The sequence below is a fragment of the Limnohabitans sp. DM1 genome (assembly GCF_001269385.1).
Taxonomy (GTDB): Bacteria; Pseudomonadota; Gammaproteobacteria; order Burkholderiales; family Burkholderiaceae_C; genus Limnohabitans_A.
On the sequence record NZ_CXOO01000033.1, the window covers coordinates 24820 to 46196 of the forward strand.

The following is a 21377-nucleotide window of genomic DNA, read 5'->3' on the forward strand; positions in this document are numbered from 1 at the left end:
ACATCCAGCGGAACGGGGTGAATGTCTGAATTTGCTTTAATGGCGGCACACGCCACATGAAAGACCCCGATGCGCTGGCTTTTTTCCATCTTGTCTCCCCTCTTGTTTCTTTTTTGCGAGGCTGCCATGGCCGTTGAAGAACCGCGTTACACCGTGCTCGTCTCAGACCCGCCATTTGAGGTGCGACGCTACGCCGCCTTCACCGTGGCCCAAACGCAAATCAGTGGCGACTTTGATGCCGCCAGCCGCAGCGGGTTTCGGCGCATTGCGTCCTACATCTTTGGTGACAACCTGCAAGCCGGGCTGGGTGCGCAGCGCAAAATTTCCATGACCGCGCCCGTCACCGTGGTGCCCGAGAACGAAGGCTGGCGCATGCATTTTGTGATGCCATCCGCCGAAAGCCTGCAGACCCTGCCCCTGCCCCTCAACCCGCAAATCCAGCTGCGCCCCGTGCCCGAGCACGAGACGGTGGCGGTGCGCTTTAGCGGCTTCACCACGCAAGCGAGCATCCAGGAGCAGACCGAGCGCCTGCGGGCTTGGGCGCAGACCCGCCAACTCAAGCTCAGCCCCACGGCCCAAATCGCCCGCTACGACGACCCGTTCACCCTGCCGTGGAATCGGCGCAACGAGATCTTGATCGACTTGCTGCCTTGAGGCGCGAGGTGCAGGCCGCCCCGTCGGCAGCGTCAAGCCAGACCGCAAAGTGCCCACCACCATCCGTTTGTCGCCCGAGGTCTCGTCGGCTTTTCGTGCCACCGGTCATGGTTGGCAGACCCGCATCGATGCTGCGCTCAAAGATTGGCTGCGCACGCATTCCCCCTCGGCTGAAGCAGGGCATTGAGCCAGCCCAAGCCCTGAGACAGGCAGCCCATCAGAGGCTGGCACAGCGCCCTACAGCGCCAAAATCTCCACGCTCCCCGTGAGCACCGGGCGGCACAAAATCTTGTAGCCGTCGGCATCAAAATGAGCGGCCACTTGGCTGGCTGTTTGGCTCAGTTGACGGGCCGCTTCGACGCTGGGGGCGCTGCCCAGATAGCACCAGTGCTTGACAACATGGATTTGCGTGAATTCCCCATCGCGCTCGACCAGGCCCACCGCCCCCGGGAAGGGCCAGCACTCCACACGCAGCGCCAGCAGGCTGCTGAACAAGCGCTCGCGGTGAGCGGTCGGGCTTTCGTCGCCCCGACACACGCCTGCGCATTGGCGGATCGCGGCCCTGAAACAGGCTTTACCGGGGAGCATTTTTTCCAGGCCCAGCGGGCCATAGCACAGCCGGTTCTGGTCAGCGATGGCCCGCAGCGCACCCAGTGCGGCGTGGCGGCTGGCGTACAGGCCATACAGCTCAGGCTGGCTGGCAAAGTCGATGTCGCGGGCGTAGACCACTTGCGGCACATCGCCAGTCAGTTGCAGACTGCACAGCTGTTGGTTGCGGCGCAGTTTCTGGTTGAACAGCGGGTGCTGGGCCTTGATCATTTGCGCCTCCAGCAGCAACGCCCCGATCTCACCGGCCGTGCGGATGTGGCTGATGCGCTGGGTCTGGCGCAGCATGCGCGCTTCGTCGGGCGTGCGCAGGTGCGACATCAGGCGGGCGCGGATGTTGATGCTTTTGCCGATGTACAGCGGCAAATCGCCCTCCTGGCCATGGAAGGTGTAGACGCCTGCCCCGGTGGGCGCGCCATCAATGGCCTTGCGCAAATGCTGCGGGTATTCGTAGAGCCGGCTGTCTTCAAAGTCGTCGCGGCGGCGGCGTGGCAAGGGCATGGCGTCAGGGTTCGGTGATGGGGATTAGCAGGGCGGCAAGGAGAAGGCAAAGTAGCTCTGGTGAGGCGGTGTTTTATGGGCTTGGGATGGCTGGAGGGCAGTGCGGTCGCGGGTGATGTATGGGGTGCGCGATGGTCACAAATTCTCGCGGCTAAAGTCCAGAACGCCTTTGGACTGTTTTTATTTACAGTATACTGAACAGGTCTCGCTTCTAGCAGTTGCCTGACATTTTTGCTGATTTTCGCCCCTTGCCTTTCGGCTTGGGGCGTTTTTTTTGGCCTGTTCCGCCCATGCCTTATGCCACCACATAGCGTCCATCGCCTTGACGGGCAATTTGCCCCTGCGCCAGCAGTTCATCCAGGTGCATGGCGATGGTGTTGCGCTCGGCGCAGGCCACAAAAGGCACGTCGTAGCCTGCGGGGTAAAGCAAGCGGCGGCTCACCAGTTCGTCCAGGCTGTGCGGGGCTTGTAAATAGCCCAGCAACTGCGCGCTGCGCTCGTCGATTTTGCTGGCAAAGCGGGCCAGGTCGGCCACAAATTGCGCCCGCTCGGTGATGACCGCTTTGTGGTGCGAGGTGGCCCAGATGCGGGCGTCCAGCTCGGCCACTTTTTTCAAGGTTTGCCGGAAGTCGCTCAGGCTGGAGGTGGCGTCGCCGTAATACGGACCAAAACTGCTCAGGTCAATGTCGCCAATGAAGGCCAGGCCTTCGCTTTCCACCACCAGGGCACAGTGCCCTGCGGTGTGGCCCGGCAGGTGATGCGCCCGCACCCGCACGCCACCGCCCAGGTCCCAGACCGCGCCGTCGCTGTAGCCGGTGGCGTCGGGTCGGGGTTGGTAATGAAAATCCTTTTGCACGATGGCCAGCATCGCGTCCAGCACGTCTTGCGGGTAGCCGTAGTGACGGCACATGCCGTCCCACGACTGGGCGGCGGCCAGGTCGGCCTCGTGCACCTGCACACGGGCATGCGGCAGGCGGTGCAGCCCGGCCATGTGGTCTTCGTGGACATGGCCCAGGATGACCAGGTCCACCGTGTCCAGCTCGGGGCCGATGCGGTTGGCCACCTCGGGCGTGTCAAAGGCCACCCGCATGTCTGCCCCTTGCACGATGAGCTGGTTGCCGTCGGGGTATTTGCCGGACTTCTCGCCCAGGTGCATACGAACCGCTCCGAAATTCAACACCGATGCCATGGGGGCCCTTCCTGAACAGCGCCCCATCCAGGGCGCGACAGGCCACTATAGCCAGCGTGACACCCCAATGCTGCCGCGCGCGCTACAGTGAACCGCATGACCGACCTGCCCTCCCCCGCCACCCTGGCTGCCACAGCCCTGATCGACAGCGACCACCCGGACGTGATCGCCTTGGCCCGCGAACATGCGCAAGGCGCCACCGACCGCGAACGCGCCGTGGCGCTGTACCTGGCGGTGCGCGACCGCTTTCGCTATGACCCCTACCGCATCGACCTGTCGCCCCAAGGCATGCGGGCCAGCTCGGTGATTGCCCAAGGCTCGGGCTGGTGCGTGCCCAAAGCGGCCCTGATGGCCGCCGCCTGCCGGGCGGCGGGCTTGCACGCCCGGCTGGGCTATGCCGATGTGCGCAACCACCTGAGCACCGAGCGCTTGCGCCAGACCATGCAGACCGATGTCTTCATCTGGCACGGCTACGCCGACATCTGGCTGGACGGCCAATGGATCAAGGCCACACCGGCCTTCAACATCGAGCTGTGCGACAAATTCGGCCTGCTGCCGCTGGAGTTTGATGGGCGCAACGATTCGATCTACCACCCGTTTGACAAGGCAGGCAACCGGCACATGGAGTACGTGAACCAGCGCGGCACCTTTGACGACATGCCGCTGGCGCAGATCGTGGCCGACTTCAAAACCGTTTACCGAGGCTGGATGGCCGAGAACGACCCGCTGCAAAACGCGAGTTTTGCGCAAGACGTGGAGAAGGAAACGCGTTGATGCAGCGCACACTGGTTTTGTTGGATTCGATTGCGCTGGTCAACACCAGCCATGCCGGCTCGGTGATCGTGTCCGGCTCGCACGGGGGCTTGTCGGCCTAGCATTTCGTGACGGCACAAACCCACAAACCTTTTGCGGTGGCCTTCAACGATGCCGGTGGCGGCAAGGACGATGCAGGCCGCGTGGCGCTGCGCGAGTTACAGGCCGTGGGTGTGCTGGCCATTTTGTACGCGCACACTTCGGCCCGCATTGGCGAGGCACAAGACGGGCTGGACAACGGCGTGGTCAACGGCCTGAACGCTTTGGCGCAGGCGCAGGGGCTGCAGCTGGGGATGCGTGTGTCAGACGCCGTGCGGCATTTGGGGGCCTGAGACCGCAAACCATCGCCCACAGGGTGGGCTCCTACAAAAAACCAGCATCTGCCTGTACGCGTCACCCCTGCGGGCGATTTCACGCCAAGCACCTGCGCTGGCCATCGCCCATGAGGTGAGTTCCTGCAAAAAACCGGCGTCTCCCTGTAGGAGCTCACCCCTGTGGGCGATTTCACGTCGAGCACCTGCGCCGGGCATCGCCCACGGGGTGGGCTCCTACAAAACGACTTTTCGGATTGCCTGTTTCAAAGCTGCGCTGGCTTGGCCAAAGGCACGGCCTCAAACGCCACACGGCTGGGCACATCGCAGGCCACCCACATGGCGGGTGGCTGGGTGTGCATGACGATGCCGGCCACGCTTTCGACACGGCTTTCGGGCGGCACGCTGGGGTCGGGGCTGCGGCAGATGGACAAAAAGCCGTCAGACTCGTCGCGCAAAAAACGTTCCAGTTCGGCTTGCCCGATGGGCGTTTGCAGCGCGTGTTGATGGGCGGTGCCCAAGCGGCTTTGACTTGACAAGCCTGGGCCCATGGGGGCTTGCTCGGCCAGCAGCGATTCGCATACGAAATGGTTGGTGTGCACCACTACGCCATCGGTGGGCGCAACCTCGGCCCAGCCAGCGGGCGAGACCTCAAAGCAGGCGGCCTGGCCCTGGGCGTCGGCGCAAGGCACGTTGGAGGCCGCCCCAAAGCCCAAGCCCAGATCAGTCTGCAAAGCCTGCAAACGCTCGCGGGCGTACGCCACCGAACGGCAGTCCAGCAAATGGCGCAGCAGCAAATGCACCGGCACACCCAGGCGACTGCCGTCGCGCACCGAGCGCAAGATGTTCAGGCCCAGCGCAAAGCCCGATTGGTTGATGCCGATCTTGGCCAGCATGCCCGCTTCGGTCAGGGTGGTGATGCTTTGGCCGCTGGGGCCTTGGGTGTGCAGCACCACCAGGGCTTCGCGCTGGCGACCCATCCAGTCCCAGTTTTGCGCGAGCCAGGCTTGGCCCGTGCGGCTGGCAGCGGCGGTGACGCCCATGGCAGTGCATTCGCCGTGGCGCAAGGCACTGTCCCAAGCGGCTTGCTCCAGCCAGTCGGGCAGGCCTGCTGCGCGGTTGGCGGCCAGGGCCGCTTGGGCGGCGTCTTTCAGGTGCGGCGCATCCGCCAAAAACGTGGGCGGCAAAATTTCAGTGCGGCAGTTCAGCGCCATCAGGCTGCCCAAGCTCTGGCCGCTGCTTTGGGCCATGCCGCGCAGCTCGGCCATGAGGTCGGCGTCAACCTGTTCGATCACCGGCTCAAAGCGCATGGCCCGATCGCAAGCGCTGGCCCAGTCGATGCCACAGGCGGCAAACAAACGGGCGTAAGTGACCACGCTGTGCTGGATGCGGTCCTGGGCCTGGCGGCCATAAATGTGGCCGCGTTCATGGGCCGAGGCGGCACCCAGGGTGTCGATGCAAGGGAACATGGGAAGGTCTCCTGAAATTTTGAGAAAGTGCCTGAGGGTGTTCTCAGCGGTTACCCGCCAACGGAACCCGAAGCAATGGCCGGAAACTGCCTGGCCACATGCACCACCGCACGCACGGTGGCGGTACAACGGACAGGGTCCTGATCAAAGTACACGATGTAGTTTGGATGGGCCACCAATTCATGCGCGCCAGCGACACGCTGGCTGGCCCTGCGCGGGAAACTGGGATCACTGAGACGATCGACTTGGGTGTCGATCAAAAGCCACAAATCAAGCGCTGCGAGGGGGTTGTCTTTGGCAACCCAGGCTTCTATCGCATCCAGATCCTCTTGGTATTCCGGGCGACGGATGATTTGCCAGTGGGCACAGCTCATGGCTGGTGCAGGGCTTGCCGCTGGGCGAGCTTGGCGGCACGAAGGGCTTGCCATTCTTCGTGGCTCACGTCAGGGCGCGGGTCATCTCGGCTGGCCTCGACTTTGGCTGCCACCCAGCGGTCGTATTCGGCAGCACGGGTCAAGGCCTGAGCCCTGTCGGGCCGCGAGCGCTTTTGCAAAGCCGCTTGCTCGGGCTGCCATTCATCCAAATGGTCCAGCACGATGCGTTGTACACCCAGCTTGTGCAGCAACTTCAAAGCACTGTCAGTCGTGCCAAACAGGCGTGGCACCGCGCTGCGCGCCTGCACCAACAAGGCCTCGCCCGTGCGGGTCACCAACTTCACACAAAAACGGGGGCCTTGGGGCACCAGCTCTACCGACTTGATGGCACCGTGCGCCAATGCGGCTTGAAATTGGGTTTGGGTCAGGGTCAGCATGATGGAACAGTTAACGTTAATCCTGCGCATTCTATATGTTAAAAACACACCACATCGTCACACCCCCTGCCCCCACACGCGGCCGAACTGGCCATGTCTGCCTGAGTGGATGGACCGCTGCGGCGCACAGGGCAAATGCTGATAGGCCACGCGCCTTGCACTGGCACTTCGGTGACTGTGCGCTGCCGGGTCTGCGGCCCATCATGACGCTTCAATAACTGGAGGCCCTATGCGTTTGCTGATCGCAATGATGATGCACGAGACCAACACCTTCTCGCCGGTGCCCACCGACTTGGAGCGCTTTGCGCTCGGTCCGGGCGAAGCGCCGCCGCGTGGCGAGGCCGCGATTGCAGCGTTTCGCGGCACGGGCACGGCCACCGGGGCGTTCATCGACCTGGCCGAGCAAATAGGGGCCGAGTTCGAGCTGGCCCTGGGTGCGCACGCTGCGCCCAGCGGGCTGGTGTTGGATGCGGCCTACGAGGCCATGAGCGAGGCGATATTGCAGGCCGTGGCGCGCGGCGGCTTTGACGGCATCTTGCTCGACCTGCACGGCGCCATGGTGAGCCAAAGCCACGAAGACGGCGAAGGCGAATTGCTGCGCCGCATCCGCGCCATCGACCCCCACACCCCCATCGGCGTGGCCTACGACATGCACGCCAACGTGTACGCCGACATGGTCGAGCTGGCACAAACCGTGGCGGGCTACCAAACCTACCCGCATGTGGACATGTACGACACCGGGGTGCGGGCGGGCTCGGCCTTGCTCCAGATGATTCAGGGCCAGGCCAAGCCCACCACCGCTTGGGGGCGCTTGCCCATGATTCCGCACATCATGCGGCAAAGCTCGCTGGACGAGCCCAACCGGTCCATCCAGGCCCGCGCCCGGCAAATGGAAAAAGAAGGTGCTTTGTGCGCCAGCGTGTTCACCGGTTTCCCGCATGCCGACATCGAAAACGCGGGTCTGTCGGTGGTCGTGGTGACCGACAAGGACCCGGCGCTGGCGCAGCGCCTGCGCGACGAGCTGATGCAAATGGCGTGGAACAGCCGCGCCCAATGGGTGTACGAGCTGGAGCCGCTGGCCGCGTCGGTGGCCCGTGCCAAAACGCTGACCGAGTTTCCGGTCATGCTGCTCGACCATTACGACAACGCGGCATCGGGCGGCACCATGGACACCACCGTCGTGCTGGCCGAGGTGCTGCGCCAGGGCTTGCGCAACGTGGCCGTGTTTGCGATTTTTGACCCACAGGCGGTGCAAGAAGCCATGGCCGCAGGCATCGGGGCGCAGGTGCGCCTGCAAGTGGGCGGCAAGATGGCCATGCCGCTCATGCCGCACCGCAGCGAACCTGTTGAGTTGAACGGCGTGGTCAAGCTGATCTCGAACGGCAAATACCGCAACAAAGGCCCCATGAGCCAAGGTGCCCGGCAGAACATGGGCCAGTCGGTGGTGATCGACACGGGCGATGTGGAGGTGGCTCTGATCTCGCGCCATGTCGAGCCCTTTGACGTGAACGCCCTGCTGTGCCTGGGCATCGACCCGACACAAAAGGATTTTGTGGTGCTCAAAAGCCGGGTGCACTGGCGCGCTGGCCTGGGCCACCTGGCCCGCGCCACCGTAGAGTGCGCAGGCGCGGGGGCCTGCACTTCGGACTACACCGAGTTGAAGTTCAAAAACCTGCGCCGCCCCATCTACCCATTGGACGCTGGCGTGAACTGGTCAGCGGCCAATCAGTAAGCGCCAAGCTGATTCCCCCCTCTCCGATGGAGGGTCTGCGGGACCATCGCGCACGGGGTTCACGCTCATTGATCCGGCACGCTGAAGTTTGAATTTTTTGCACCGTCACTGCTTATAGATTCGGCCCGAAGATGTCTGAGCCGTGTGTTGCCAGTTGGGAGGATTTTGTGGGAGCTTGCCAGCCAAGCGAAAAGCCAGTGCTCCACAAGCGTCTGATCGCCAGCAGGGCTAGCGCCCACAAGGTGCAAGGTTGAAGTCACCCTGCAAACTTCACAGGTCCGGATCAATCAAGCTACCGACCTACAAAATCTTTGCCCATTGAATACTTGACAGGGCTGAATCCATGAAGGGCAATTTTTCCCCAAACGAAGAGAATTTGCCAATATAGTCTTGCAATGTGATAATTTTTGCTTTTTAAACACGAAAATTATCATCATGAAAAAATTATCATTTATTTTTATCGCTTTGCTCAGCACCTCGGTTTGGGCCCAAGACGCCACATGCACCGCCGCCGTGGGCGAAAAGAAACTGGCAGGCGCAGCCAAGACGTCGTTCCTGAAAAAGTGTGAAGCCGACGCCACCGCCAAATGCGAAGCGGCAGCTGCCGAACGCAAGCTGGCAGGCGCTGCCAAAACCAGCAACATCAAAAAATGTGTCAAAGAGGCTGTGGGCGAAACCGCATAAACAGGCCTGAGTGCAGCCCCTTCAGCCGGGGCGCACCATCTTGCAGCTGGTGGGCATGCGGGCCTGTTCGGCCTTGATCTGGCGCACCACCTTGAAGCCGTAGCCCGAGCCTTCCACATCAAACGGCACGCCCTGCTCGCCCTGGCGAGCCATCACGCCCACGGCCAAGGGTTGCTGAAACTGGTGGTCTTCAGCGCGCATGCTGCCGGTTTGCCCGGCCAAGCTGACCTGGGCTTTTTCAAGTGCCAAGGCCAGAGCCACCGCTTCGGTGCTGCCCGCACGCTCTATCGCCTGCGCCAGAGCCTCGATCATGAGTTGCATGCGCAGGTGCGCATAGTCTTCACTCGGTTTGGGAAAACGCTGACGGAAGGCCTGATAAAACTGCGCGCTGGTTTTGCCCGGCACATTGGGCAGCCAGTCGGCCACCGCAATCACCCGGCCAACGCCCGCCTCGCCGATGGCTGCGGGTGCGCCCAGTGCATTGCCGTAAAAGGTGTAGAACTTGCCTTCGTAGCCCGCCTCTCGCGCGGCCTTGACCAAGAGAGTGAGGTCGTTGCCCCAGTTGCCCGTGATGACGGCCTGTGCCCCGCTGGCCTTGATTTTGGCGGCGTAGGGCAAGAAGTCTTTCACCCGGCCCATGGGGTGCAACTCTTCCCCCACGATCTTCACATCGGGGCGCTGGTCGGCCAGTTGACGCTTGGCTTCGCGCAGCACGGCTTGACCAAAGCTGTAATCCTGCCCGATCAGGTAGGCCGATTTGACGGACTTGTCTTCACCCAGGACTTGCATCAAGGCGGTCATGCGCATGTCTGCATGGGCATCGAAGCGAAAGTGCCAGAAGCTGCATTTTTCGTTGGTCAGTGCCGGATCGACGGCGGCATAGTTCAAAAACAGCACGCGCTTGCCCGGTTCGCGCTCATTGTGTTTGTTGATGGCATCGATCAAGGCGGCGGCATTGGCGGATGAATTGCCTTGCATGACAACCAGTGCGCCGTCGTCAATGGCCGACTTGAGGGCCGACAGGGCTTCTTCACTTTGCCCTTTGCTGTCGTAGCGCTCCAGTGCCAGGGGTCGCAGACCTTGCGCAGTTTTGACACCCCCCCGCGCATTGACCCGCTCAACGGCCCAGGCGATGTTGCGCACCACGGCTTCGCCGGTGTTGGCAAAGGGGCCGCTCAGGCCTTCAATGAGGGCCAGTTTGATGGGGGCAGGTGTTTGGGCTCCTGCGCTCAAGGCCAACAAGGACAAAGCTGTCGTCAGCAAACCACGGCGGGACAAAGCTTGGAATGGGGCCAATAAACGCATCAAACAAATTCCTTTCAGCGCCGCTGTATGGAGTTCATAGCGGTGCAATGGGTAGAAAAAAAGCCCGGACTAGCCGGGCTTTGGGCTGAAGGGTGAACTTCAATCAGGCGAAATTGGCTTCCGCAAAAGACCAGTTCACCAACTTGTCGAGGAAAGTCTCCACGAACTTGGGACGCAGGTTGCGGTAATCGATGTAGTAGGCGTGTTCCCACACGTCCACCGTCAGCAGGGCTTTGTCGGCAGTGGTCAGGGGGGTGCCAGCAGCGCCCATGTTGACGATGTCCACCGAGCCGTCGGCTTTCTTGACCAGCCATGTCCAGCCGGAGCCGAAATTGCCCACGGCGCTCTTGACAAAGGCTTCCTTGAAAGCGGCGTAGCTGCCGAACTTGGCGTTGATGGCATCAGCCAGCGCGCCTGCAGGCTCGCCGCCGCCATTGGGCTTCATGCAGTTCCAGAAGAAGGTGTGGTTCCAGATTTGGGCCGAGTTGTTGTAGATGCCGCCGCTGGACTTCTTGATGATGTCTTCCAGAGGCATGCTCTCGAATTCGGTGCCTTTTTGCAGGTTGTTCAGGTTCACGACATAAGCGTTGTGGTGCTTGCCGTGGTGGAACTCCAGGGTTTCCTGGCTGTAGTGAGGGGCCAGCGCGTCAATCGCGTAAGGCAGTGCGGGCAAGGTGTGTTCCATGGTGGGTCCTCTTGTTGTTGCAGGTTGAAAGTTAACCCGTGCATTTTAGAGGCTGAGTGGCCCCCCTTCGCATTCAAGGTATTTGACCTCATGAGACTGCAAACACACTGTGAGTCAGCGCACAGTTGTCGGAATCACCGATGCGGCCGAACCGTGAGCGGCACGTCGCCATCGGCCAAGGTGGCCCGCACATTTTGACCTGGCTGAAACTGAGCCACCTGGGTCAGGGCCTGGCCGTTTTCATCGCTGAGCCAGGCATAGCCGCGCTCGAGCACGCGGTGAGGATCGACCGAAGACAGGCGAAGTGCGGCACGTTCAAGGCGCTGACTGCGCTGCGCCACTTGGCCCTGACTGAAGCCCAGGCGATCGTTCAGGCGATCGAGTTGGTGGCGGCTGTCACTCAGGCCGCTTTGCACTCCGGCTTGCAATCGGTGCGTCAGCCGGTCAAGCCACTGGCTGTGCTGCCCCAGCAGGGCTTGTGGGCGGCTCAGGCGGGCGGCGATGGTGCTCAGGCGCTGCGCTTGGCGCTCTTGCTGGCGTTGCAGGCCGACGCCCCAACGGGCAGCCACGCTGTCCAGACGCTGCGCATGCCGGTCTTGCTGACGTTGCAAGCCGTGCCCCAGACGCGAGGCGATGCCGTCGAGCCGCTGGGCCTGGCGGTCTTGCTGGCGCAGCAGGCCACGGCTGAGGCGGTGTTCGAGCACGGACAGACTCTCCAGCCCCACACCCCGGTCAGGCGCGGCCATTTCGGCGGCGGCAGTGGGTGTGGGCGCCCGCACATCGGCCACAAAGTCGGCGATGGTGAAGTCGGTTTCGTGCCCCACGCCGCAGATGAGCGGCACAGGACTTTGAGCCACCACGCGGGCCAGGGTTTCGTCGTTGAAGGCCCACAAGTCCTCCATGGACCCGCCGCCGCGCACCAGCAAGATCACGTCCACAGGCGCACTCATGGGGTTGTCCTCTGCCGTGAGGACATACATGTTTTGCAGGGCTTGCACCAGCGTGGCGGCGGCCCCGGCGCCTTGCACCAGGGCGGGGGCCATGAGCACCGGAATGTGCGGCACGCGCCGCTGCAAGGCGGTGACCACGTCGTGCCAAGCCGCTGCGCCCAGCGAGGTGACCACACCAATGGCGCGGGGCTGAACGGGCAGCGCGCGTTTGTGGGCCGGATCGAACAGGCCTTCGGCTTCGAGCTTGGCTTTGAGGCGCAAAAACTGCTCGAACAAGGCCCCCTGCCCGGCCCGCTCCATAGATTCGACCACCAGTTGCAAATCGCCCCGGGCCTCGTACACGCTCAATCGACCCCGAACCTCGACGAGTTCACCGTCTCGGGGCGAAAAGTTCACCAGGCTGGCGGCCCGCCGGAACATGGCGCAGCGGATCTGACCTGTATCGTCCTTGATCGAGAAGTAACAATGCCCGCTTGCTGCGCGCGAGAAGCCCGAAATCTCTCCCCGCACCGTGACGGGATTGAATTGCGCATCCAGCGTGTCAGCCACAGCGCGGCACAGCGCCGAAACCGTCCACGCGCGGGGCGTCAAATCATCAAAATGAGCCATGGGACCTTATTTCTCAAGGGTTTCGAACCGATTTTCTGCGCAAAACCACATGCGACGTGTGTCAAGTACTCCACAGGCGCATGCGCTGTGACCTAAACCCCCAAGGCAAGGAAACAGGAAAATCAAAATCACTTTAAGTCCTTGATTTGACACAATTTTTTAATTTAATGAATCGTAGGGTTTGGATCTGGATCGCGACAAACACAAGTACCCAAAAACCCGTATCTTCAAGTTCTTCACAAAGTTATCCACAGATAAACGCAGTCTGAGGTCGGCAAAGGCGAGGGGCAAATCACCATCAGCCTTCGTCCATAATCACAGCCGTTTGTGACCCTTATGAAACTGGGAGAAATTGCTTTGTTATCTATCATACAAGCCGCAGGATGGCCAATTTGGCCGCTGATTTTGTGCTCCATTTTGGCCTTGGCACTGATCGTTGAACGCCTTTTTCAGTTGCGAACAAGCAAAATTTTGCCGGCCAAATTGATGGAGCAAGCCCTGGACGCCACGCGCCGGGGCTTTCCCAGCGAAGACGTGATTGTCAAACTGGAAAACACCGGCCTGACGGGCACTGTGCTGGCCAGCGGCCTGCGCGCTTTGCAAATGAACCCCCAGGCCACCAACGAAGACGTGCATTCGAGCATGGAAATGGCCGGTCGCGTTGCAGCGCAAGAGCTCGAGCGCTATTTGCCCACCTTGGCCACCATCGCCTCGGCTGCGCCTTTGCTGGGCCTGTTGGGCACGGTGGTGGGCATGATCGAGATTTTTGGCGCCCACACCGCTGGCAACAACCAGCCAGCGCAACTGGCACACGGCATCTCGGTGGCCCTGTACAACACGGCGCTGGGTTTGATTGTGGCCATTCCGGCCTTGATGTTCTGGCGCTATTTCAGGGGGGTGGTCGATGGCCACCTGCTGGCCATGGAACAGGTCTCTGAGCGCTTTGCCCGCCACCTGGCCCACCTGCGCGACTGAGTGGGTGTGCTGTGAAGTTCAGAAAAACCCAAGGCTCTCCCGAGCCCGAAATCAACCTTGTCCCCTTCATTGATTTGCTGCTGGTGATCCTGATTTTCCTGATGCTGACCACCACCTGGTCACGCCTGACGGAGATCAACCTCACCTTGCCGGTGGCCGACGCGCAAAAGCAGACCGAGCGCCCACGTCACATCATCCTGACGGTCACCTCTCAGGGGCAATACGCCGTCAACAAATCGCCTGTGGGCGGGACGTCGGTGAGCGCCCTGGCTGCAGTGCTGACCCCTATGGCGGCCAAAGACGTGACCTTGATCATCAGCGCCGATGCCTCGGCCACGCACCAGGCGGTCGTCAACGCCATGGAAGCGGCGCGCCGCAGCGGCTTGTCGCAAATCACTTTCGCCACCCAGTCGGCCGAAGTGCCCGGATCCTGAGCGGCCATGTCGCCCAGCGCCTTCCTCCACCAGCATTTGCCCCAAGTCTGGTTGCAGCGCGGTTTGGTCGCCAGGCTCTTGCTGCCAGTGGCCTGGGCCTATGGTGCTCTGGTGGCGCTGCGCAGCTGGGCCTATGGCGCGAGCCTCTTCAAATCCGAGCGCGTACCAGCGCTGGTCATCGTGGTGGGCAATGTGGTGGCGGGCGGCGCAGGCAAAACCCCCACGACCATCGCCTTGGTCAAGCACCTGCAGTCGCAAGGCCTGGGGGTCGGGGTGATTTCTCGCGGCCATGGGCGAAAGAACCGTGACACCCGGCCTGTGGCGCTGAACAGCCTGCCCCAGGACGTGGGGGACGAACCCCTGTTGATTCACCAAGCCACCGGCGTGCCCCTGTGGGTGGGGGCCGCGCGGGCCGATGCCGCCAAAGCGCTGCTGCAAGCCCACCCCGAGGTGCGCATCATCGTCTGCGACGATGGCCTGCAGCACCTGGCGCTGGCACGGGACATTGAAATTTGCGTGATGGACGAACGCGGCGTGGGCAATGGATGGCTGCTGCCTGCAGGCCCCCTGCGTGAGCCATGGCCGCGCACGGTGGATGTACTGCTGCACACTGGCGCATCGGGCGCGACGGGTGGGTTTCAGGCCCGCAGGCAGTTGGCCTCGCATGCCCGCACGGCCTATGGCCGCCTTGTGCCGCTGCAAGACTTGAAACACCAGGCCGTTGACGCCGTGGCGGGCCTGGCCCGGCCTCAGGCGTTTTTTGACATGCTCAGGCAGTCTGGCCTGACTTTGGCACAAACCACCGCCTTGCCCGATCACCATGACTATGCGCAGTGGCATCCATCCAACACAGACAAGCCCCTGCTCTGCACCGAAAAAGATGCCGCCAAGCTGTGGCCGCACGCACCGCATGCACTGGCCGTGCCTCTGCAACTGACGCCCGAAGAGGGTTTCTGGCAGGCCCTGGACGCCCTCATCGCGCAAAAAATGCAGGCCCACGCCTGACTTGGGCTGGCGCAAGAGATGCCCCCCCGCCTGCGCCCGGTATCATCGGATCATGGACACCAAATTGCTTGAACTGCTGGTTTGCCCGGTCACCAAGGGCCCCCTCAACTATGACCGCGAACGTCAGGAACTGCTCTCGCGCAGTGCCCGGCTGGCCTATCCCGTGCGCAACGGCATCCCGATCCTGCTGGAAAACGAAGCCCGCACCCTGAGCGATGAAGAAATCGACAAACTCGCCGCCCTGCGTCCTGCACTCTGAGCCCCGCCCATGAGCACATCTGCTTCCAAGGGCTTCACGGTCCTGATTCCGGCGCGCATGGCTTCGAGCCGCCTGCCCAACAAACCCATCGCCGACATTGCAGGCACCCCCATGGTGGTGCGCGTGGCGCAAAGAGCGCTGCAGTCGCAGGCCAGCCGTGTGGTGGTGGCCGCCGATGATGCACGCATCGTTCAGGCCTGCCAGGCGCACGGCATTGAAGCCCTGCTGACCCGCCAGGACCACGTCAGCGGCAGCGACCGCCTGGCCGAAGCTTGCCAACTGCTGGGTCTGCCCGATGACGCCGTGGTGGTCAATGTGCAGGGCGACGAGCCCGTGATTCCCCCGGCACTCATCAACGAGGTGGCCCGCCTGCTGAGCGAACGCCCTGACGCCAGCATGAGCACAGCGGCCCACGCCATCAGCACGCTGCAGGAATTCACCAACCCCAATGTGGTCAAAGTGGTCATGGATGCGCGCCAGATGGCCCTGTATTTCAGCCGTGCCCCCATTCCCTGGTGGCGTGACGGACAGTCGGGCACGTCCTTCAGTGCCCTGCCCAGCCCCGCTCCGCTGCGCCACATCGGCATTTACGGCTACCGTGCCGGGTTTCTGGCCCTGTTTCCGCAACTGCCGCCCGCCCCCATCGAAACCCTGGAGTCACTCGAACAATTGCGCGCCCTGTGGCACGGTCACCGCATCGCGGTGCATGTCACAAACGAAGCGCCCGGCCCTGGCGTAGACACCCCCGAAGACCTCCAACGCGTGCGCCAACTGCTGGCTCGCTGATCCTCCCAACGGGCAGACCAGGACCGTAAGCCTGCTTAGAGCCAAGCGTGATATTCTCAAATGAGCTGTCAGGCTTGCCTGAACGAAACGATTTCAAACGATAAGGACCTCCCATGAGACTGATTCTGTTGGGCGCACCCGGCGCCGGCAAAGGCACACAAGCCACCTTCATTTGCCAGAAATACAACATCCCCCAAATCTCCACCGGCGACATGCTGCGCGCTGCCGTCAAGGCGGGCACCCCACTGGGCCTGCAAGCCAAAGCCGTCATGGAGTCCGGCGGTCTGGTCAGCGATGACCTGATCATCAACCTGGTCAAAGAGCGCATCGCCCAGGCCGACTGCGCCAACGGCTTCCTGTTTGACGGCTTCCCCCGCACCATCCCGCAAGCCGACGCCATGAAGGCCGCAGGCGTCAAGCTCGACTACGTGCTCGAAATCGACGTGCCCTTTGACGCCATCATCGAACGCATGAGCGGCCGCCGCTCACACCCCGCCTCGGGCCGCACCTACCACGTCAAATTCAACCCACCCAAGGTGGAAGGCGTGGATGACGTGACCGGTGAGGCCTTGGTGCAACGCGCCGATGACCAGGAAGAAACCGTCAAGAAGCGCTTGCAGGTCTACAGCGACCAGACCCGCCCCTTGGTGGACTACTACTCAGGCTGGGCCAAGACCGATCCCGCCTCCGCCCCCAAGTACCGAGCCATTCAAGGCACCGGCAGCGTGGAAGACATCACCGCACGCGCCTTTGCGGCGCTGGCTGACTGATTTTTTTTCGGCGCCTCAGCCCAACCAAAAAGCCCCGCTGTGCGGGGCTTTGTGGTTTCTGGCCTCACTTCATCAAATCCAGCATCAGGCTGATCCGCGCCTTGTAAACATTGAGCCCCAAGGGCGCCGTCTGCAACGCTGCGGCTTGACCCACGATTTGGCCTTCTTCGCAGCGGGTGGTCAGGCGCAAGGCCACGCCTTGCGCTTGCGCTTGAGCCAGTGCGTTCAACAGATCTTGGTGCACCGTGCCATTGCCCGTGCCCGCCACCACCAAGCCCTTCACACCAGCGGCCACCAAGGCATGCACCTGGCGCGCATCGGCGCCCGCGTGGCTGTGCAGCACCGCCACCCAGGGCCAGTCGGCGGGGGGCAGCGCCAGCGCCTGGCGGGCATGCACATGCACCACCGGCCAGCTGCCGGGGTCGGCCCAGCGCACACGGCCTTGTTCAATCCAGCCACGCGGACCGGCTTCACCCGAGTTGAAGGCATCGAGCCGGTAAGGGTGGATTTTTTCCACATCGCGGGCGCTGTGGATGCGGCCGGCGCAGACAACCAGAACGTCCCGCGCCATCGGGTCAAGGACCACGGCCATGGCGTCCAGCAGGTTTTGCGGGCCGTCCGGCGCCAGGGCTGTGGCCGGGCGCATGGCGCAGGTCAGCACCACCGGCTTGGTACTGTGCAGCACCTGTTGCAAAAACCAGGCGGTTTCTTCGAGCGTGTCGGTGCCGTGGGTGATGACAAGGCCGCCCACATCAGGCTGGGCCAGCCAGTGGATGCAGCGCTGCGCCAGGGTTTGCCAGGTGGCGTGGTCCATGTCCTTGCTGTCGAGCTGGGCCACCTGTTCCCCCACCAGGGTGGCGCCTTGCAGCGTGTCATTCAGGCCAGGAACAGCATCCAGCAGGTGCTGCACACCCAGCTGTCCGGCGGTGTAGCCGGTGTGGTCACTGGCACTGGCTGCGGTTCCAGCAATGGTGCCGCCTGTTCCCAAAACCACAATTTTTCCGATTTTTTTTGCCTCAAACACTTGCACAGCCTTAAAAACTGGTTAAAAATACAGTAACTGGATGAAAAAACAGCCATCCAATCCTTCACAAGGAGACCGCCATGATCTACAGCCCCAAACTCACCGCCCGGCAGCAAGAAATTCTGGAACTGATCCAGAACACCATCGCCAACACCGGTGCGCCTCCCACACGTGCCGAAATCGCCAGTGTGCTGGGCTTCAAGTCGGCCAACGCGGCAGAAGAACACCTCAAGGCCCTGGCCCGCAAAGGCGCCATCGAACTGGTCAGCGGCACCTCACGCGGCATCCGCCTCAAAGGCAGCACACGCAGCAATTTGCGCGCCCCCTCCGATCTGTTCAGCCTGACCCTGCCCGGCCTTGGCCAGCTTAGTTTGCCACTGGTGGGACGTGTGGCAGCCGGTTCGCCCATTCTGGCGCAAGAACATGTCGACCGAACCTACCAGGTCGAAAGCAGCCTGTTCACTGAGCAACCCGACTACCTGCTGCGTGTGCGCGGCATGTCCATGCGCGATGCAGGCATCATGGACGGCGACCTGCTGGCCGTCAAATCCACCAAAGACGTGCGCAACGGCCAGATTGTGGTGGCCCGCCTGGGTGATGAAGTTACCGTGAAGCGCCTGCGCAAAACCGCCACCGGCATCGAGTTGCTGCCCGAAAACCCAGACTACCAAACCATTGTGGTCAACCCCGAAGAGCCTTTCGACATCGAAGGCCTGGCCGTGGGCCTGATCCGCAACACCTTGCTCATGTAAATCCCCGCTTTTTGCACCAGGTGGCGGGCGCAGACAAATCACTTTGTCGGCCCTGGTGCAAAAAGCTTTCTTTGCAATCCTGCCTGTGTCCAACCTCCACTTTTTGAAAGGTTTCACATGGGAATCGCTCTGCTTGCTTTTTCGGGTCTTTTTCAAGGCGTTTCTGCTTTCCAACGACGCACATCGGTGGCCATCACAGGGCCGTTAAGCTCCACCCGCTTGCGCCCCACATGGCCCAGTCGCTACGCCAAATGCGCACCTTCGACCAACGTGCCCATGTCGCGAACAGCTTTACCTGCTGCAGCACCGGCCATGCCTGCCGCTCGACCTTTGCGGGTGACGCGCTTGACTGAATCAGATCACCGAATTTCTGGTGCCGGGCGCATGGTCATTTCGGGTCGCATGGCCGATGTCTGCGCCGAATTAGATAGATTGGCAGCCATAGAAGCCATGTCAACGCCCCACTGAAATGGCTGTGCAGAGCACGGCCAGGCCTGTCTCTGGCCTCCCACTGGCATCACAAAGTATCGAAAATTCATTCACATCCACCTGATCTGCGCCTTGGCAAGGCACAATCAGGGAATGAATATTGTGATCCTCGACGACTATCAGGATGCCGTGCGCAAACTCGACTGCGCCAGCAAGCTCGAGAGCTATCCCGCCAAGGTCTACACCAACACCGTCAAGGGCATTGGGCAATTGTCCGTTCGACTCAGGGATGCAGACATCATTGTGCTCATCCGTGAACGCACCCAACTGACCAAGGCCCTGATTGAAAAGCTCCCCCGTTTGAAGCTAATCTCTCAAACGGGTCGCGCGGGCAGTCACATTGATCTGGCCGCTTGCACAGAACGCGGCATTGCGGTGGCAGAAGGCGTGGGTTCTCCCGTCGCACCAGCCGAGCTGACTTGGGCCTTGATCATGGCCGCTTCGCGGCGACTGCCCCAATACATCAGCAGCCTCAAACACGGCGCTTGGCAGCAGTCCGGACTCAAATCAAGTTCCATGCCGCCCAATTTTTGCCTGGGTACTGTCCTCAAAGGCCGGACGTTGGGCATCTGGGGTTATGGCCGCATTGGCCAGCTGGTTGCCGCTTACGGCAAAGCATTTGGCATGGAGGTGCACATCTGGGGCAGCGATGAATCACGAATACGCGCCGTGCGGGATGGTTATCAGGCCGCCACCAGTCGCGAATCATTTTTTGCAGAGGCTGATGTGCTGAGCATTCACTTGCGTCTGAACGAAGCCACTGAAGGCGTCGTGCGATCAGAAGACTTGGGGCGCATGAAACCCACGGCCCTGTTTGTGAACACCTCGCGTGCAGAGTTAGTCGAAGCCAATGCCCTCATTGGCGCCTTAAACCGAAGTCGCCCCGGCATGGCCGCCATTGACGTGTTTGAATCCGAGCCCATTTTGCAAGGCACGGCTTTACTGCGGCTGGAAAACTGCATTTGCACACCACACATTGGCTATGTTGAAAAAGACAGCTACGAGATGTATTTGGGCGCGGCCTTTGACAATGTGTTGAACTACATCAAAGGCACGCCGACCAACATCGTCAATCCCGGTGCCTTGCAAGTGCGGCGCTGAAGGTGAGGCCTGCCCCGGCATCTTCACCTAGCCAAGGTCTGCCATCGGTCTTGTGGCCCATGATGTTTGGCAATGTGTTCATTGGCATGATAATCGCCTCCGGCATATTGAACGACGTCATCGCCTCTTTGAACGTCTCGGTGGCCGAGGCCGGGTAACTTATTGATCCGGCCCTTTGAAGTCTGAAGGGTGACTTCAATCTTGCACCTTGTGGGAGCTAGCCCTGCTGGCGATCAGACGCTTTTGGAGCACAGGCTTTTCGCTTGGCTGGCAAGCTCCCACAAAATCCTCACAACGGGCAACACACGGCTCAGGCTTCATCGGGCCGAATCTATATCTCCGTATGTGCCTTGGTCGTTTGCCTGGGCGCCCCATTTCTGGCGGCTTGGGTGGCCGGGTGGGACCGCAAAAAACTCCTCAGCTGGAGCCTGGTCTGGTACGGGCTGTGGCATGCCCTGGCGGCTTTGGCCCCCGGTTTTTCGAGTTTGCTGGCCTGTCGCGTGCTGGCCATGCTGGCAGCCGCCGTTTTTACACCCCAAGCGGCTTCGTGCATTGCCCTGCTGGTGCATGAGCATCAGCGCGGCCGGGCCATCACTTTCGTGTTTTTGGGATGGTCGGTGACATCGGTGAACGGCAGCCCCCTCGGGGCCTGGATTGGCGGCGTCTGGGGTTGGCGCTGGTCCATGGCGCTCATTGCCGCATTGCCGCTGTTGGGCGCAGCTTGGCTGTGGCGCCACATGCCCGAGCGGGTGGTGCCGACCGCCCTGTCGGCCGCTGCCTGGCTGCAGACTTTGTCATCGCGCCCTTTGATGGTCACGCTCAGCGTGACGGTGATGTCTGGGGCGGGTCAAATCATTTTGTTCAGTTACCTGGCGCCTTACGTGACCGAGAGATTTGCCACCAGCCCGGGGTAGCTCAGCGCCATGCTGCTGGGCTATGGGGCCATGGGATTTGTGGGCAATGCCTTGCTGTCGCGCCACATTGAGCGGGAGGGCGCCTCCCGCGCTGTATTCATGGCCCTGATGAGCATTGCCATCGGCATGTTGCTGACACCCTAGACCACCCACTGGATCGCCATGGGCCTGGCCCTGCTGCCTTGGGGTTGGGGCGTCTTTGCGTCCAATTCGGCCCAACAGGCCCGTCTGGTCGTGCAAGCGCCTTGGTTGGCCTCGGCATCCGTCGCCTTGAACACCTCGGCCATCTACGCAGGGCAGGCGCTGGGAGCGACTGTTGGCGCTGCCGTGATCGTTCACCAAGATTTGACCGCGCTGCCACATTTCAGCCTGATCGGCATGATGCTGGCCCTGGGTCTGAGCGCACTGGCCACGCGTTACGCCCGGCTTCACCCGCTACCGCGCCCCGTCTGAGGCCTGAATCTGAGGCGATAATGCCCTGTTACTTGCCGGTTACCGCCTTGGGCACCTGAAAGTAATCCCCGTGCTTTTCGCAACTGGTCTTTTGGA

The 21377-nt window shown here is 61.8% G+C and carries 25 protein-coding genes and 1 pseudogene; 17 read left to right on the plus strand and 9 right to left on the minus strand.

Translation table 11 applies throughout. The features are described from left to right. Positions 1-126 precede the first annotated feature (126 nt). Both AMM33_RS13205 and AMM33_RS13210 read left to right on the plus strand, forming a co-directional pair. Positions 127-654 carry an SOUL family heme-binding protein gene (locus AMM33_RS13205; protein ID WP_194945450.1) on the plus strand — a complete coding sequence of 176 codons (528 nt, stop codon included), beginning with the start codon at positions 127-129 and terminating at the stop codon, positions 652-654. Positions 655-658: 4 nt separating this feature from the next. After that, positions 659-841, plus strand: a pseudogene (locus AMM33_RS13210) (BrnA antitoxin family protein); the annotation flags it as partial. 50 nt (positions 842-891) lie between these two features. Here AMM33_RS13210 and cho read toward each other — a convergent pair. Both cho and AMM33_RS13220 read right to left on the minus strand, forming a co-directional pair. Continuing rightward, positions 892-1761, minus strand: a complete 870-nt coding sequence (gene cho / locus AMM33_RS13215) for an excinuclease Cho (protein WP_090141783.1) — start codon at positions 1759-1761, stop codon at positions 892-894. A 295-nt stretch (positions 1762-2056) separates the two neighbouring features. Further along, positions 2057-2950, minus strand: coding sequence for an MBL fold metallo-hydrolase (locus AMM33_RS13220; RefSeq protein ID WP_090141784.1), 894 nt, complete (start codon positions 2948-2950; stop codon positions 2057-2059). Positions 2951-3046: 96 nt separating this feature from the next. Between AMM33_RS13220 and AMM33_RS13225 the strand changes: the two genes are divergently transcribed. Then, entirely contained in the window at positions 3047-3724 is a 678-nt protein-coding gene (locus AMM33_RS13225) for a transglutaminase domain-containing protein (protein ID WP_090141785.1), read from the plus strand. A gap of 107 nt (positions 3725-3831) precedes the next feature. Beyond that, on the plus strand, positions 3832-4095 hold the full coding sequence (locus AMM33_RS13230; RefSeq protein ID WP_090141786.1) for a hypothetical protein: 264 nt from the start codon (positions 3832-3834) through the stop codon (positions 4093-4095). A 245-nt stretch (positions 4096-4340) separates the two neighbouring features. Here the strand turns inward: AMM33_RS13230 and AMM33_RS13235 are convergent, their stop codons facing one another. From AMM33_RS13235 to AMM33_RS13245, 3 genes are read right to left on the minus strand one after another with little or no spacing between them, the layout of a single operon-like run. Next, positions 4341-5543, minus strand: a complete 1203-nt coding sequence (locus AMM33_RS13235) for a C45 family autoproteolytic acyltransferase/hydolase (RefSeq protein ID WP_090141787.1) — start codon at positions 5541-5543, stop codon at positions 4341-4343. A 50-nt stretch (positions 5544-5593) separates the two neighbouring features. Next, positions 5594-5917 carry a type II toxin-antitoxin system RelE/ParE family toxin gene (locus tag AMM33_RS13240; protein ID WP_090141788.1) on the minus strand — a complete coding sequence of 108 codons (324 nt, stop codon included), beginning with the start codon at positions 5915-5917 and terminating at the stop codon, positions 5594-5596. Then, positions 5914-6354 carry an antitoxin PaaA2 family protein gene (locus tag AMM33_RS13245; RefSeq protein ID WP_090141789.1) on the minus strand — a complete coding sequence of 147 codons (441 nt, stop codon included), beginning with the start codon at positions 6352-6354 and terminating at the stop codon, positions 5914-5916. The genes AMM33_RS13240 and AMM33_RS13245 overlap by 4 nt, the downstream gene beginning before the upstream one ends. Positions 6355-6583: 229 nt before the next feature. Between AMM33_RS13245 and AMM33_RS13250 the strand changes: the two genes are divergently transcribed. Continuing rightward, a complete protein-coding gene (locus AMM33_RS13250) occupies positions 6584-8086 on the plus strand; it encodes a M81 family metallopeptidase (protein ID WP_090141790.1) in 1503 nt (500 codons plus the stop codon). Between the two features lie 435 nt (positions 8087-8521). Beyond that, the gene (locus AMM33_RS13255; RefSeq protein ID WP_090141791.1) at positions 8522-8770 is read left to right on the plus strand and encodes a hypothetical protein; all 249 of its coding nucleotides are present in this window, start codon (positions 8522-8524) and stop codon (positions 8768-8770) included. A 21-nt stretch (positions 8771-8791) separates the two neighbouring features. Here the strand turns inward: AMM33_RS13255 and AMM33_RS13260 are convergent, their stop codons facing one another. The 3 genes from AMM33_RS13260 to xseA all read right to left on the minus strand — a co-directional run bounded on the left by AMM33_RS13260 (position 8792) and on the right by xseA (position 12319). After that, positions 8792-10075, minus strand: a complete 1284-nt coding sequence (locus tag AMM33_RS13260; protein ID WP_090141792.1) for a branched-chain amino acid ABC transporter substrate-binding protein — start codon at positions 10073-10075, stop codon at positions 8792-8794. A gap of 103 nt (positions 10076-10178) precedes the next feature. Next, a complete protein-coding gene (locus AMM33_RS13265; RefSeq protein WP_090141793.1) occupies positions 10179-10760 on the minus strand; it encodes a superoxide dismutase in 582 nt (193 codons plus the stop codon). 134 nt (positions 10761-10894) lie between these two features. Continuing rightward, positions 10895-12319, minus strand: coding sequence for an exodeoxyribonuclease VII large subunit (gene xseA / locus AMM33_RS13270; RefSeq protein ID WP_090141794.1), 1425 nt, complete (start codon positions 12317-12319; stop codon positions 10895-10897). Positions 12320-12676: 357 nt separating this feature from the next. Here xseA and AMM33_RS13275 point away from each other — a divergent pair, with 357 nt between their 5' ends. The 6 genes from AMM33_RS13275 (at position 12677) to adk (ending at position 16548) form a co-directional block, all read left to right on the plus strand. Continuing rightward, entirely contained in the window at positions 12677-13294 is a 618-nt protein-coding gene (locus AMM33_RS13275; protein ID WP_090141855.1) for a MotA/TolQ/ExbB proton channel family protein, read from the plus strand. 11 nt (positions 13295-13305) lie between these two features. Continuing rightward, entirely contained in the window at positions 13306-13728 is a 423-nt protein-coding gene (locus AMM33_RS13280) for an ExbD/TolR family protein (protein ID WP_090141795.1), read from the plus strand. Between the two features lie 6 nt (positions 13729-13734). Beyond that, positions 13735-14733 (plus strand): tetraacyldisaccharide 4'-kinase, encoded by a 999-nt coding sequence (lpxK, locus tag AMM33_RS13285; protein ID WP_090141796.1) that lies wholly within the window; start codon positions 13735-13737, stop codon positions 14731-14733. A 52-nt stretch (positions 14734-14785) separates the two neighbouring features. Continuing rightward, a complete protein-coding gene (locus AMM33_RS13290) occupies positions 14786-14992 on the plus strand; it encodes a Trm112 family protein (RefSeq protein ID WP_090141797.1) in 207 nt (68 codons plus the stop codon). Between the two features lie 9 nt (positions 14993-15001). After that, complete coding sequence (kdsB, locus tag AMM33_RS13295; RefSeq protein ID WP_090141798.1) at positions 15002-15778, plus strand: 3-deoxy-manno-octulosonate cytidylyltransferase; 777 nt, start codon at positions 15002-15004, stop codon at positions 15776-15778. 113 nt (positions 15779-15891) lie between these two features. Next, positions 15892-16548 (plus strand): adenylate kinase, encoded by a 657-nt coding sequence (gene adk / locus AMM33_RS13300; protein ID WP_090141799.1) that lies wholly within the window; start codon positions 15892-15894, stop codon positions 16546-16548. A gap of 64 nt (positions 16549-16612) precedes the next feature. Here the strand turns inward: adk and AMM33_RS13305 are convergent, their stop codons facing one another. Then, on the minus strand, positions 16613-17578 hold the full coding sequence (locus AMM33_RS13305) for an asparaginase (protein ID WP_090141800.1): 966 nt from the start codon (positions 17576-17578) through the stop codon (positions 16613-16615). 74 nt (positions 17579-17652) lie between these two features. Here AMM33_RS13305 and lexA point away from each other — a divergent pair, with 74 nt between their 5' ends. The 5 genes from lexA to AMM33_RS13330 all read left to right on the plus strand — a co-directional run bounded on the left by lexA (position 17653) and on the right by AMM33_RS13330 (position 21281). After that, complete coding sequence (lexA, locus tag AMM33_RS13310; RefSeq protein WP_090141801.1) at positions 17653-18324, plus strand: transcriptional repressor LexA; 672 nt, start codon at positions 17653-17655, stop codon at positions 18322-18324. Positions 18325-18906: 582 nt separating this feature from the next. Next, on the plus strand, positions 18907-19914 hold the full coding sequence (locus AMM33_RS13320) for a D-2-hydroxyacid dehydrogenase family protein (RefSeq protein WP_090141803.1): 1008 nt from the start codon (positions 18907-18909) through the stop codon (positions 19912-19914). Between the two features lie 263 nt (positions 19915-20177). Further along, on the plus strand, positions 20178-20828 hold the full coding sequence (locus tag AMM33_RS13325) for an MFS transporter (RefSeq protein ID WP_090141804.1): 651 nt from the start codon (positions 20178-20180) through the stop codon (positions 20826-20828). A 9-nt stretch (positions 20829-20837) separates the two neighbouring features. After that, entirely contained in the window at positions 20838-20972 is a 135-nt protein-coding gene (locus AMM33_RS22675) for a hypothetical protein (protein ID WP_255350694.1), read from the plus strand. An 18-nt stretch (positions 20973-20990) separates the two neighbouring features. Beyond that, positions 20991-21281, plus strand: a complete 291-nt coding sequence (locus AMM33_RS13330; protein ID WP_090141805.1) for an MFS transporter — start codon at positions 20991-20993, stop codon at positions 21279-21281. The last annotated feature ends 96 nt before the right edge of the window (positions 21282-21377 follow it).

Bases quoted from the DNA above. Each gene is read 5' to 3' on its own strand.
- adk (WP_090141799.1), top strand. From the start codon at position 15,892: ATGAGACTGATTCTGTTGGGCGCACCCGGCGCCGGCAAAGGCACACAA.
- cho (WP_090141783.1), bottom strand. From the start codon at position 1,761: ATGCCCTTGCCACGCCGCCGCCGCGACGACTTTGAAGACAGCCGGCTC.
- lexA (WP_090141801.1), top strand. From the start codon at position 17,653: ATGATCTACAGCCCCAAACTCACCGCCCGGCAGCAAGAAATTCTGGAA.
- AMM33_RS13220 (WP_090141784.1), bottom strand. From the start codon at position 2,950: ATGGCATCGGTGTTGAATTTCGGAGCGGTTCGTATGCACCTGGGCGAG.
- lpxK (WP_090141796.1), top strand. From the start codon at position 13,735: ATGTCGCCCAGCGCCTTCCTCCACCAGCATTTGCCCCAAGTCTGGTTG.
- AMM33_RS13225 (WP_090141785.1), top strand. From the start codon at position 3,047: ATGACCGACCTGCCCTCCCCCGCCACCCTGGCTGCCACAGCCCTGATC.
- AMM33_RS13260 (WP_090141792.1), bottom strand. From the start codon at position 10,075: ATGCGTTTATTGGCCCCATTCCAAGCTTTGTCCCGCCGTGGTTTGCTG.
- AMM33_RS13250 (WP_090141790.1), top strand. From the start codon at position 6,584: ATGCGTTTGCTGATCGCAATGATGATGCACGAGACCAACACCTTCTCG.
- AMM33_RS13245 (WP_090141789.1), bottom strand. From the start codon at position 6,354: ATGCTGACCCTGACCCAAACCCAATTTCAAGCCGCATTGGCGCACGGT.
- AMM33_RS22675 (WP_255350694.1), top strand. From the start codon at position 20,838: ATGCTGCTGGGCTATGGGGCCATGGGATTTGTGGGCAATGCCTTGCTG.
- AMM33_RS13240 (WP_090141788.1), bottom strand. From the start codon at position 5,917: ATGAGCTGTGCCCACTGGCAAATCATCCGTCGCCCGGAATACCAAGAG.
- AMM33_RS13290 (WP_090141797.1), top strand. From the start codon at position 14,786: ATGGACACCAAATTGCTTGAACTGCTGGTTTGCCCGGTCACCAAGGGC.
- xseA (WP_090141794.1), bottom strand. From the start codon at position 12,319: ATGGCTCATTTTGATGATTTGACGCCCCGCGCGTGGACGGTTTCGGCG.
- AMM33_RS13205 (WP_194945450.1), top strand. From the start codon at position 127: ATGGCCGTTGAAGAACCGCGTTACACCGTGCTCGTCTCAGACCCGCCA.
- kdsB (WP_090141798.1), top strand. From the start codon at position 15,002: ATGAGCACATCTGCTTCCAAGGGCTTCACGGTCCTGATTCCGGCGCGC.
- AMM33_RS13330 (WP_090141805.1), top strand. From the start codon at position 20,991: ATGGGCCTGGCCCTGCTGCCTTGGGGTTGGGGCGTCTTTGCGTCCAAT.
- AMM33_RS13265 (WP_090141793.1), bottom strand. From the start codon at position 10,760: ATGGAACACACCTTGCCCGCACTGCCTTACGCGATTGACGCGCTGGCC.
- AMM33_RS13255 (WP_090141791.1), top strand. From the start codon at position 8,522: ATGAAAAAATTATCATTTATTTTTATCGCTTTGCTCAGCACCTCGGTT.
- AMM33_RS13320 (WP_090141803.1), top strand. From the start codon at position 18,907: ATGAATATTGTGATCCTCGACGACTATCAGGATGCCGTGCGCAAACTC.
- AMM33_RS13235 (WP_090141787.1), bottom strand. From the start codon at position 5,543: ATGTTCCCTTGCATCGACACCCTGGGTGCCGCCTCGGCCCATGAACGC.